The organism is Chryseobacterium barbadense (genome assembly GCF_042849955.1).
Lineage (GTDB): Bacteria > Bacteroidota > Bacteroidia > Flavobacteriales > Weeksellaceae > Chryseobacterium.
Genome location: NZ_BAAFHL010000065.1, coordinates 1 through 11,964, shown reverse-complemented (window position 1 = coordinate 11,964; position 11,964 = coordinate 1). Strand labels below are relative to the sequence as shown.

The 11,964-nt window shown below is 36.9% G+C and carries 9 protein-coding genes; 4 read left to right on the top strand and 5 right to left on the bottom strand.

Annotation, left to right across the window (positions count from 1 at the left end):
- The 4 genes from ychF to typA all read right to left on the bottom strand — a co-directional run.
- Positions 1 to 1,069, bottom strand: a 1,069-nt coding sequence (gene ychF, locus ACGHIN_RS15025; protein ID WP_390455270.1) for a redox-regulated ATPase YchF, incomplete at its 3' end; no start/stop codon positions are given.
- Positions 1,070 to 1,240: 171 nt separating this feature from the next.
- On the bottom strand, positions 1,241 to 1,792 hold the full coding sequence (locus ACGHIN_RS15020; protein ID WP_245140453.1) for a ferritin: 552 nt from the start codon (positions 1,790 to 1,792) through the stop codon (positions 1,241 to 1,243).
- A 250-nt stretch (positions 1,793 to 2,042) separates the two neighbouring features.
- On the bottom strand, positions 2,043 to 3,635 hold the full coding sequence (locus ACGHIN_RS15015; RefSeq protein WP_390455267.1) for a glycoside hydrolase family 10-like protein: 1,593 nt from the start codon (positions 3,633 to 3,635) through the stop codon (positions 2,043 to 2,045).
- Between the two features lie 118 nt (positions 3,636 to 3,753).
- Positions 3,754 to 5,562 carry a translational GTPase TypA gene (gene typA, locus ACGHIN_RS15010; protein WP_390455264.1) on the bottom strand — a complete coding sequence of 603 codons (1,809 nt, stop codon included), beginning with the start codon at positions 5,560 to 5,562 and terminating at the stop codon, positions 3,754 to 3,756.
- A gap of 221 nt (positions 5,563 to 5,783) precedes the next feature.
- Here typA and ACGHIN_RS15005 point away from each other — a divergent pair, with 221 nt between their 5' ends.
- The 3 genes from ACGHIN_RS15005 (at position 5,784) to ACGHIN_RS14995 (ending at position 9,864) form a co-directional block, all read left to right on the top strand.
- Positions 5,784 to 5,966: a hypothetical protein gene (locus tag ACGHIN_RS15005; RefSeq protein WP_390455261.1), complete on the top strand. Its 183-nt coding sequence runs from the start codon at positions 5,784 to 5,786 to the stop codon at positions 5,964 to 5,966.
- Positions 5,963 to 7,339, top strand: a complete 1,377-nt coding sequence (locus ACGHIN_RS15000) for a glycosyl hydrolase family 28-related protein (protein WP_390455274.1) — start codon at positions 5,963 to 5,965, stop codon at positions 7,337 to 7,339. Before ACGHIN_RS15005 ends, ACGHIN_RS15000 begins: the two co-directional genes overlap by 4 nt.
- Before the next feature lie 125 nt (positions 7,340 to 7,464).
- The gene (locus ACGHIN_RS14995) at positions 7,465 to 9,864 is read left to right on the top strand and encodes a hypothetical protein (protein ID WP_390455258.1); all 2,400 of its coding nucleotides are present in this window, start codon (positions 7,465 to 7,467) and stop codon (positions 9,862 to 9,864) included.
- 74 nt (positions 9,865 to 9,938) lie between these two features.
- Here the strand turns inward: ACGHIN_RS14995 and ACGHIN_RS14990 are convergent, their stop codons facing one another.
- Positions 9,939 to 10,616 carry a YceI family protein gene (locus ACGHIN_RS14990; protein WP_390455254.1) on the bottom strand — a complete coding sequence of 226 codons (678 nt, stop codon included), beginning with the start codon at positions 10,614 to 10,616 and terminating at the stop codon, positions 9,939 to 9,941.
- Between the two features lie 155 nt (positions 10,617 to 10,771).
- Between ACGHIN_RS14990 and ACGHIN_RS14985 the strand changes: the two genes are divergently transcribed.
- Positions 10,772 to 11,964, top strand: a 1,193-nt coding sequence (locus ACGHIN_RS14985) for a Tex-like N-terminal domain-containing protein (RefSeq protein ID WP_390455251.1), incomplete at its 3' end; no start/stop codon positions are given.

Genomic DNA, 11,964 nt, shown 5'->3' with positions numbered 1-11,964 from the left:
TGATATCACCGTCCTGAACGATGTACTCTTTTCCTTCCACCGAAAGTTTTCCGGCTTCTTTTACTTTTGTTTCAGAACCGAAATTGATGTAATCGTTATATTTAATGACCTCTGCACGGATGAACCCTTTTTCAAAATCGGTGTGGATCACTCCGGCTGCCTGAGGAGCCGTCCATCCTTTTCCGATTGTCCAGGCTCTTACTTCTTTCACTCCGGCTGTAAAATACGTCTGAAGCTTTAAAAGATCATAGGCTTTTCTGATCAGACGGTTCACGCCCGGTTCTTCAAGACCTAATTCTTCAAGGAAGATCTGTCTTTCTTCAAATGTTTCAAGCTCATTGATGTCTGCTTCGATCTGAGCTGCCAAAACCACTACTTCAGCCCCTTCATTTTTGGCCATTTCTTCAATCTTACCAATCCATTCATTTCCGTTTTTAATAGAATTTTCATCCACATTGCAAACGTAAAGCACCGGTTTTTTGGTCAACAACTGAATATCGTCAATGATAGGCTTTGTTAAGTCATCCACAGGGAATTCTCTTGCATTTTTACCGTCTTCAATAAACTGCTGCAGCTTTTGAAGGGTTTCATACGTCAGGATATCTTCTTTCTTCCCGGATTTAATGAATTTTTTCGCTTTTTCAACTGCTTTTCCTACTGTTTCAAGGTCTTTCAGCTGAAGCTCAATATCAATGATTTCTTTATCTCTTAGCGGATCTACCGAACCTTCTACATGGACAATGTTTCCATTATCAAAACATCTTAAAACGTGGATGATCGCCTCACATTCACGGATGTTGGCCAGGAACTGATTTCCTAATCCTTCTCCTTTGCTCGCTCCTTTTACCAACCCTGCAATATCAACAATTTCTACCACTGCAGGTAAAACTCTTTCCGGCTTCACTAACTTTTCCAGTTCGAACAATCTTTGATCCGGTACTGAAACTGTTCCTAAGTTAGGCTCAATAGTACAGAAAGGATAGTTTGCTGATTGAGCTTTTGCATTGCTTAAACAGTTAAAAAGAGTTGATTTACCTACATTCGGTAAGCCTACGATTCCACATTTCATAATGTATGTTCAGAGTTTAATGTTCAATTTGAAAGTTTGAGGAAGAGAATTCAACCACTAATCTTTCAGCGTGCAAAGATAGTGAATTTAAGGTGAGTTTCATAATAAAAAAATCTGCTGGCATTCCCGGCAGATTTTAAAATAATTTTTTTATTCTGTGTTTTATACTTTTTATGGATTGTCCCCTGTAGCTTCCTGAGCCAAAGGAACCTCATTCGGAGTTTCCTGCAATGTTTTATCTAATGTAAACAGGGACTCATCTGTAGCTCTGTCTCCGCCTGCAATTTTTAATTTATCAATTAAGTTCTGTGCCAAGGTTTCTTCTTCTATCTGCTCCTGTACGAACCATTGCATAAAGTTCCAGGTCGCCCAGTCTTTTTCTTCCATAGCCAGATCTACCAACCTGTAAATGGAAGTTGTGTTATCAACTTCATGCTTGAATACGCCATCAAAACAAGCCGTTAATGAATCCGGGTCTTCCGGAGGTGCAGGAATGGCTTCTACTTTAGGTTTACCTCCCCTGTTCAGAATGTATTCCATAAATTTAATGGAGTGATTTCTTTCTTCCTGGGCGTGTCTGTAAAGAAAATTGGCAATTCCCTGGTATCCTTTGTCATCTGCCCATATTCCGTAAGATAGAAAAACGTGGGATGCATGAATTTCTTTGTTCATCTGATTACTCAGTGCTTTTTCCATAATTTCGGAAAGTCTGTTCGTATTCATAATTCATATTTTTGTGTGATTATGGAAGTTATGATGCAAAAATAGTTCCGATAAAGCTTTTATTTTTAATAAAATATGTTAACACACTTTTATAATTTATTGAATTACTTCATTTTAAATCTTTAATTTATAGTTATTCTAAAATAAAAGCCAGCTCACAATAGAACTGGCTTTTTTTGTTTTTACCACCCCGTCAAAAATTCTTTGAATTTTTGACACCCCTGCAAAAAAGGGGAATTTTCTTGGTGGATTATTTGATCTGTTTGGCTATGTAATCGCTTTCATTACCTAATCGGTCTATGGCTTTTACCGCTATAGCATTCAGTTTTTTGCCGTCTTTAAATTTCGGGACAGCTTTTGAAAGGTTGTCCAATGTTAAAATTTCGGTTTCCCAAACTCCATTATATTGGGTAAAAAGTACCCACTGGAAAACCTGACCTATATTTTTAGAGCTCCAGCTTGCCTGTGCAAAGCTTCCGTTATCTGCTATAAATAAGGTAGGGATTGATAACGGCACGGCTTTTATCCATGGGGTTTGAGGGACTAATGCTTTTTCTCTGTAAGGGCCATTCTTTAGGGTTGGAAGCATCTCAGTATTTTTCGTTAACCCGGCAATGCTCCAGTGGATTTCTCCGGCACCATTTTTCAATATCTGTCGGGAAATTTCAATCTGGTTCTTAATTTCTGTTGGCCGGTCGGAGACTTTTATTTCAACGGTATTCAATCCTGGCCACAAGTGTCGGTTTTGTGTATTTTCGGATTTCCACCAATTCAATAAAGGTTCAAAGCCTTGTCCTTTTGAATCGATTGGCCAATATAATTGTGGAGAGAAATAGTCTACCCAACCGTTGTTCAGCCATAATTTGGCGTCAGCATACAGCTCATCATATTGAGAGGAACCCGTAATTCCTTCCGGATAACCGGGTTTCCAGATTCCGAAGGGGCTGATCCCAAATTTCACATAACTTTTTTCTGCATGAATTTCTTTGTAAATACGCTCCACGAATTTATTCACATTATCTCTCCTCCAATCTGCTCTGGATAATGTTCCGCCATTTCTCAGATATTCGTTCCAGCTTTTAGTATCCGGGAAATCCGCTCCTTTGTTATAAGTAGCATACGGATAGAAATAATCATCAAAATGAACAGCATCAATATCATATCTTTTTACAATATCTTTTACCACATTGGAAACGTGACCCTGGGTTCTCGGATCTGCCGGATCAAACCAATACATCCCGTTTTTCAGCCTTACGATCATATCGGGAAGTTTTCTGACCATGGACAGTTCATTTACCGGTCCTCCATTGGCGTGGTGTGCTCTGTAAGGATTCAGCCACACATGGAACTCCAATCCTCTTTTATGGGCTTCCTCAATCCAGAATTGCAAAGGGTCATAATTGGGATAAGGTGGATTTCCTGTTTGTCCGGTTAAAAAATAAGACCAAGGCTCTAAGGTGCTTGTATATAAAGCATCAGCTGAAGGGCGGGCCTGGAATATTACTGCATTGAAATTATTATTCTTCAACATCTCCAACATACTGATCGCTTCCGCTTTTTGCTGCTCTACAGACAGGTTATTTCTGGACGGCCAGTTGATATTCGCAACACTTGCTATCCAGGCTCCCCGGAATTCTCTTTGTATTGATGGGAGATTTACTTTAATATTTTCTTCTATCTGACCTGCTCCACGGGCAACAGAGTCTGTGGATTTTGAAGTGTTTTTAGGGATGACAACAGGCGGCTTTGGCGCGGGCTTTATGGTATTCGAAACAGAACGGGAACTGCTGCAGGACACAAAGGTGCCTAATAAAAATATCAGTTTTAATGAATTCAATCTCATAGGTTACAAAACTACATTAATTTATTTGGATTTTTTAAGTGTGTAAAATAAGCATTTTACTCCTTATAATAAAAAAAGCCCCGAAAATCGAGGCTTTTTAATTATATGTGAAACAGAATTAATCTGCTTTTGCCATTCTTTCAGCACGTTTTCTATCTTCTTCAGATAATAATTTCTTACGCATTCTGATGAAGTTCGGAGTTACCTCGATACATTCATCCTGCTGGATATATTCCATACATTCTTCTAAAGAGAATAGGATTTTAGGCGCAATGTTTCCGTCTTTATCTTTTCCGGCTGCTCTCATGTTATTCAGCTGTTTTCCTTCTACAATGTTCACAACCAAATCTCCAGGTTTATTTTGTTCTCCAACGATCATCCCTGCATACACATCTTCTCCCGGATCAACGAAGAACTTTCCTCTGTCCTGTAGTTTTTCAATAGAATATGCTGTAGTCTGTCCTTGGTTTTTAGAAACTAAAACACCCTGGCTTCTTCCCGGAATCTGACCTTTGAAAGGCTTATATTCAGAGAATCTGTGTGCCATGATTGCTTCTCCGGCAGTCGCTGTCAACATTTGAGAACGTAATCCGATCAAACCTCTTGAAGGAATATCGAATTCCATGTGCTGCATTTCTCCTTTAGTTTCCATGATCAATAAATCTCCTTTTCTTTGAGTCGCAAGGTCGATTACTCTTGATGAAAATTCTTCAGGAACATCTACTACCATTGTTTCGTAAGGCTCACATTTTTCACCATCGATTTCTTTCAGGATCACCTGTGGCTGACCGATCGTCATTTCGTACCCTTCTCTTCTCATGGTTTCGATCAAAACCGATTGGTGAAGAATACCTCTACCGAATACTAGGAATGTATTAGCATCATCTGTTTGCTGAACTCTTAAGGCAAGGTTTTTCTCCAACTCTTTTTCTAGTCTTTCTTTCAAGTGATTAGACGTTACATATTTACCATCTTTCCCGAAGAATGGTGAGTTGTTGATAGAGAACGTCATGTTCAATGTAGGTTCATCAATCGCCAGTCTTTCCATTGGCTCCGGATTTTCAAGATCAACAAATGTATCCCCGATCTGGAAAGCATCGAATCCAACTACTGCACAAATATCACCTGCCTGAACTTCCGTTACTTTTTTCTTTCCTAACCCTTCGAAAACGTATAATTCTTTTACTTTTCCTTTTACAATTTTGTCTCCTTCCTGAGCCAGACCGATCCACTGACCTTCTTTCAAAGTACCTCTCACTACTTTTCCGATAGCGATTCTTCCCAAGAATGAAGAATAATCCAATGAAGTCACCTGCATCTGAAGAGTTCCTTCTTCCACTTTAGGAGCTGGAACGTATTCCAACACTCCATCAAGAATAGGAAGGATATTATCCGTAGGTTCCAATGAAGTATTGAACCAACCTTGTTTAGAAGATCCATAATAGGTTGGGAAATCCAATTGTTCTTCAGTAGCGTCAAGGTTAAAGAATAAATCGAAAACCTTATCATGAACTTCTTCAGGACGACAATTCTCTTTGTCTACTTTATTGATGACCACGATAGGCTTTAATCCTAATTGAAGAGCTTTATGCAAAACGAAACGAGTTTGCGGCATCGGACCTTCAAAGGCATCCACCAACAGTAAAACTCCGTCTGCCATTTTCAATACTCTCTCTACCTCTCCACCGAAATCGGCGTGACCAGGGGTATCAATTACATTAATTTTTGTGTCTTTATAGGTAACAGAAATATTTTTGGATAAGATGGTGATCCCTCTTTCTCTTTCAAGATCATTGTTATCCATAATTAATTCTCCACTTTCCTGATTTTCTCTGAAAATGTTGGTAGCGTGGATGATCTTGTCAACCAAAGTTGTCTTTCCGTGGTCAACGTGTGCGATAATCGCAATATTTCTAATGTTTTGCATATAAGATTTTTACGGGTGCAAAAGTAGTGATTTTTAATGAATTAATTGATATGATTATGAATTATTTAACAAATTCATAATGAGGAAATTAATAAAAATGTATCAAAAATTTTAGAAAAAATATAATACGTCAAGTTCTGGCGTTTCCCGCTTCTATATTTGCTTTATAGATTTCTTGCAAGAATGTATATCACTAATTATTAACCTTTTAAAAGAAAAAAATGACAAACAACTTAAATCTGCTGACAACGGAACAATTCTTCGGATCCTCTGATCCAACTCTGGATAAAGAGATTGTCACATTAATTGATGAATTTACCATGGAAGTCGTTAACTATATACAAACTACAACATGGATTGATGGTACAGTTATTACGTCTGTCAATGAAGCTGATTTAATATAACCGACAAGATTATTTATAGAAAAAGAGGCTCTGTATATTATGTTCGAGAATCTATTTTCAATAATGATGTTCTGAATGTAAAGTGGTTTGGAGCAAAAGGAAATTTAAGTACTGATGAGGTCTTGGGCGCTGATGATACAGATAAATTTATGCGAGCTATTGCAGTAGGCACTAAAATATTTAAACCGCGGTATGACAGCAATGCACAATTCGGAGGCTTCACACTGTATATTCCTAATGGTAAATATAAATTGACTGAGACATTAGTTTTACCTCATAATACTACTCTATTGGGCGAAAGTAAAAAAGGGGTTATTCTTCATCAAGCAACTGCAAAAGCCAATGTTACTAATATTACCGGAATGGATGGCAATAATGTTCTTATGTCTGAATCCATTGTCATCAAAAATATTACTTTTTCACAAGGAGGAATTATTTTGCAAGGAGCTTATGATTCAATCATTGATGATGTTACTGTAACCAGATTATCTGGAAACACTACAGACGCTTACAATAATAAAACCAGCACGGGTTTAAGTATAAAACTTGCTGTCAACGTAAAAGTTTCTAATTTCAAAGTTATGGGTTCTGATGGAATTGGTATTCTTTATGAGGATTCTGCAGGAAGCGGACCGAGTACAACAGTTTCTTTTAGAAATATTTGGCTAAGCCATTGCGATATAGGAATGCTCATCAATGGTTTATTGACAGAATATCATGGTATACAAACCACCTGGATTCAGAACTCAATTTTTGAATACAATAGAATAGGAGTAGAAATAAAAGGAATTACACAAAATCTGTCTTTCAGGGATATTCATTTTGAACAAAATAATGAATATGCGTTGACTGCTTCTGAAAGTGCATCTTTTTCTTTAGATAATATCTGGGCGGATGGATGGACGACCAAGCTACAAAACTATAATAAATTCGTCATTAAATATTCAACCGGCTTAACAGCAGATAATATTGTTCATTTGAAAAACCTGTTTATTAAACCTGATATTTTAATTGAAGATGATTATGAAGGTACTGTTTATATAGACGGATTGGTCAGCAATTTAAAATATTACGATCAGAATATCAAAGTTTATAAAACCTTCGCTGACATCGGAGATATTAATAAAAGACCATTTTCTCCTATTGGAGGATATAATTTCTATAATACTTCAAATAGCAAACCTGAATTCTATGATGGTGGATCTTGGAGAAATGCAGATGGGATGAATGCGGATAATAAAAGATCAGGAACTACAGCAGAAAGGCCATCAAACAATCTAGATACAGGTTTCAGGTATTTTGATTCCACCATTGGAATGCCAATCTACTGGGACGGAACAAAATGGCTGAAAGCTGATGGAACGTTAGCATAATGTTTAAAGCCTTACCGAATTGGTAAGGCTTTGTTTTTTAACTAGAAAAATTATCCATCAATGGTGACTTAAATCATAAAAAAACGTATTTTAGCTTCAAATAAAAACGCAATTAAAAAACATCCATGTCAAAAAAACTGATTTTCATGGTTGCTATGGGTTTTATGAGTTACTCCCATGCACAAAATAAAGCCGAAGAAGCGCTCCAGAAATTTGAACAGAAATATCCACAGGAAAAAATACATTTACTTTTTAATAAAAGTAGCTATGTAGCTGGAGAAAATCTTTGGTTTAAATCTTTTGTATTTGATGGATATAATCGTTCTACTGTTTCAAGCAATTTATTTGTAGAATTATATGACCGCAATAAAACCCAAATAAGTAAAGCTATATTTCCCCTTTACAATGGAGAAGGCAGCGGAAGTCTTAGTCTTCCTGAAACGCTGAAAGAAAATGTGTATTATATCAGAGCTTACACTACATGGATGGCTAATTTTAATGAAGATTTTCAACTGATTCAGCCCATAGCAGTTTACAATCCGTCCTCAAATGAAAAATTGGTTTCCGACACTACTTCGCCTTGGACGGCAACAGTTTTCCCTGAAAGCGGAACTTTTATAGACGGAATCAACACCAAATTTGCCGTTCGTTTACAATCCCGCGGTATTACACCTTCTGATTGGAATGGCTATGTGATAGATTCTGAAAATCCGGATGTAAAAATTGCCAGCTTCAAAGGCTTTGATCGGAATGTAGGAGCATTTAGTCTTACTCCTAAAAGTGGTAGAAAATATCAACTTATTGTTCAGGATGATAAAGGAATTAAACAGAATATTGACTTACCGATTATTTCTGCTTCCGGCATCAATTTGCAAGTAAAAAGCAAAACAAATGCAATTACTTATTCCATAAAATCAAAAAATTACCAACATTCATCTTATAAGGTTTTGGGGACTATTAACAATCAGCTGGTTTATAAAGCACAAATACATAATTTATCAAATGAAGCCGTTTATTCTATTCCTACCGATAAACTTGTGAATGGGATTTTACAACTGACCGTTTTTGATGATAAAGAACAAGTAGTTGCCAAAAGGCTTTGCTTTGTACAACCTGAATCATTAAAGATTAACAAGCCATCTGTTCAGTATACAGATGTAAATAAGAATCCTCATGAGGCCAATACCTTTACTATTGCAAAAAACCCAAACTATTCCAGTTATTCAGTAGTAGTTCTTGATGGTGAATCTCAGGATGCAGAAGAAGAAAGAAGTCTTTTGAGTACCTTATGGTTGACCGGAGATATTACTTCCAAAATATATACTCCGGCACAGTATTTTGCTAAAAATCATAATGCAGAAGCTCTGGATGCATTACTTATCTCTGAAAAATGGAAACGCTTTGACTGGCATACTCTTATCTCAGGAAGCTATCCTGCTATAAAATATGCCCCTGAATCCTACCTTACATACAAAGGAAAAGTATCCGGACAGCCTGCAGGAAGCTCTGAATTGAACTTGATTTCCAAAACAGACCAGGAGAACGGGACAAAATTATATCAGATTCCAATTGATCCTTCAAGCAACTTCATTTTCAATGATCTGATCTTTGAAGGAACAATGAAGTTCTTTTATCAATTGAGTGGTAAACAGAAAGCGTCACATCCCGTGAGTGTATATATTCAGCCAGCTTACGCATTTATTCCGTATAAGAGTGATCTTCCGGCAAGTGGCTTCCACCTGGTTGAACGCCCTTCTAATGATCCTTTACCAATAGAAGTATCAAAAGCTGTTGAAACCAAAAGCTTTTATAAATCGCTTAATGAAAAGATAAATACTATTGAAGAAATCAGATTAAAGGGACAAAGGAAGGATGATAAAAGAAAACTGAATCAACAATTGAGCAGCTCTTTATTCAGAAGTAACAATGAAGAAATTTTTGACTTCGTAAATGATAATAAATCTTTAGTCGCAGGAGGTAATATTTTGCAGTTTCTGGAAGGAAGAGTAGCAGGTTTTCGACTACAAATGCAGAATGGATCCTATGTTCCTATGTTAAGGGGAAGTATAACTCCTGTATTTCTTAATGAAATGAAAATTGATCCCAGCCAGATAAACAGCATTTCTGTCGCAGATGTTGCAATGATCAAAGTAATTAAAGATTATTTTCCGGGAGCCGGTCCGGGAGGAGGAGGGCAGGCTATTGCAATATATACACGTCAGGGTGGAGACATCAAATTATCTGAAGAAGAATTAAAACTTTTACCCGGATTAAAATACATTACTTTAAATGGCTATGATAAAGAAGCTGTTTTCAACAATGCAGTTTATGAGAATGTAAGTTTAAAGAATATCGCAAAAGATACCAGAACTACCCTTTACTGGAACCCATATCTGGAAACAAAAGCTAATGAACCTACACCAGTAAAGTTTTATAACAATGATGATACAAAAAGCCATACCCTACTTGTGATAGGATTTGATGAAAATGATACCCCTTTATATTATCACGAAACAAGACCTTAAAGATCACCTTTATAATTGGATAAATAAAAAGCCACCTCAAAAAGGTGGCTTTTTATTTTTATTATTAAGACAAATTATTTTTTAGCTTTAACATCCACAGCAATTTCGATGTCTTTGCTGATCATCCATTCTGCAGGATCTGCCTCATCAGTACCGAATTTGATTCCCCAGTCTGCTCTGTTTACGGTAAACTTAGCCTGAATAGATGCAGAGTTTTCTACAACGTCTACTTTTGCAGGGAAAGTTACATTCACTGTTTTTCCTGATAAAGTAAGATTTCCGCTTACGGTTTTATTAGCTCCGGCAACAGCATCTTTAGGTGCTTCTTTTAAATCTGTCACACTTGTAATTTTGAAATCTGAGGTTGGATTTTTAGTTACATCAAAGAAATCCGGGTTTTTCAAGTGTGCCTCAAGATCTGCAGGTTTTTTATCTTTTTCCGTTACGGAAGCAGGGTCTACTTTAATAGAGTTCATATCAATAACGAAACTTCCTGCAGTAAGCTGTCCGCCTTCTACATTTAATTCACCTGACTTTACACTGATTGTTCCCCAACGTGGAGCAAAACCTCCTTTATGGAATGCTTTCCAATTCACTACAGAAGTTGCTACATCCACAGGCAATACTTCACCCGTACCTTCTGCTACCTTTTGTTCAGTAGTTGTAGCCGCTGTTTCTGCCGCTTTGTCTTTGTTACATGATGCTGCCAATAATCCTACAGCGACTAATGCGATAACACTAAGTTTTTTCATATTATTCTTGTTAAAAAGTTTATGCTTATAATTTATGCCAAAAATAGAAAAAACAAATATCTTATCGTCTTATCATATATCAAGAAATGAAAATAAATCCGACTATTTTACATCGATGGTAAAAATTCCTATTTTAGCCGACTTAAAATTAATTAATGAACACCATTCAATTCATCCAGAAAAGCCTGAGCATATCCGAAAAAAGCATCAACAATACGCTTCGGCTCCTATCCGAGGACTGCACTGTTCCTTTTATAGCACGTTATCGAAAGGACATGACCGGAAATCTGGATGAAACACAGATAGAACAGGTCTCAAAGCTTAATAAGCAGTTTGAAGAAATCATCAAAAGAAAAGAAACCATTTTAAAATCTGTTGAAGAACAAAATGCTTTAACTCCTGAATTGACACAAAGAATAGAGGATAGCTTTGACCTTCAGGAGCTTGAAGACCTGTACTTACCTTTCAAAAAACGTAAGAAAACCAAAGCTGATACCGCAAAGGAAAAAGGACTGGAACCACTGGCAAAAATCATTATGAGCCAGAAAAACAATGATGTGATGTTTTTGGCCTCAAAGTATTTGAATAATGAGGTCTCTTCTGAAGAAGAAGCTCTACAGGGAGCAAGAGATATTATGGCGGAATGGATCAATGAAAATATGTATGTCCGTAAGAATCTCCGCCGACTGTTTCAGCGGAAAGCGATTATTTCTTCGAAAGCCGTAAAAGCAAAAAAAGAGGAAGAAGGTGCCCAAAAATTCTCTCAATATTTTGAATGGGAAGAAAACCTGAACAGAACCCCGTCTCACAGACTTCTCGCTATGTTGAGAGCCGAAACTGAAGGTTTTGTTAAAACTAATATAGGTATTGACAAAGAAGAAGCCATTGAATTCATAGAAAATGCTATTATCAAATCTAATAATGAAAGTGCAGAGCAAATTTCATTAGCTATAAAAGACAGTTATAAAAGATTGCTGGAACCTGCTATTTCCAACGAAGCTTTGCAGGAAGCTAAAGAAAAAGCAGACCAAAAAGCTATTGAGATCTTTTCTGAAAATTTAAGCCAGCTTTTATTAGCTCCACCATTGGGAGAAAAAAGGATTCTGGCTATTGATCCGGGATACAAAAGCGGCTGTAAAGTAGTTTGTCTGGATGAAAAAGGAGATTTGCTCCATAATGAAACCATTTATCCTCACGCTCCCCAAAATGAAACAGGAATGGCGATGAAAAAAATCCGGTCTATGGTGAATGCTTACAATATCGAGGCTATTTCCATCGGAAACGGTACTGCGAGCCGGGAAACAGAATTTTTCATTAAAAAAATTGCATTTGATAAGCCCATTCAGGT

Excerpts from the sequence above, each read along its gene's own strand:
- ACGHIN_RS14995 (WP_390455258.1), top strand. The coding sequence starts at position 7,465 with ATGTCAAAAAAACTGATTTTCATGGTTGCTATGGGTTTTATGAGTTAC.
- ACGHIN_RS15020 (WP_245140453.1), bottom strand. The coding sequence starts at position 1,792 with ATGAATACGAACAGACTTTCCGAAATTATGGAAAAAGCACTGAGTAAT.
- typA (WP_390455264.1), bottom strand. The coding sequence starts at position 5,562 with ATGCAAAACATTAGAAATATTGCGATTATCGCACACGTTGACCACGGA.
- ACGHIN_RS14990 (WP_390455254.1), bottom strand. The coding sequence starts at position 10,616 with ATGAAAAAACTTAGTGTTATCGCATTAGTCGCTGTAGGATTATTGGCA.
- ACGHIN_RS15005 (WP_390455261.1), top strand. The coding sequence starts at position 5,784 with ATGACAAACAACTTAAATCTGCTGACAACGGAACAATTCTTCGGATCC.
- ACGHIN_RS15015 (WP_390455267.1), bottom strand. The coding sequence starts at position 3,635 with ATGAGATTGAATTCATTAAAACTGATATTTTTATTAGGCACCTTTGTG.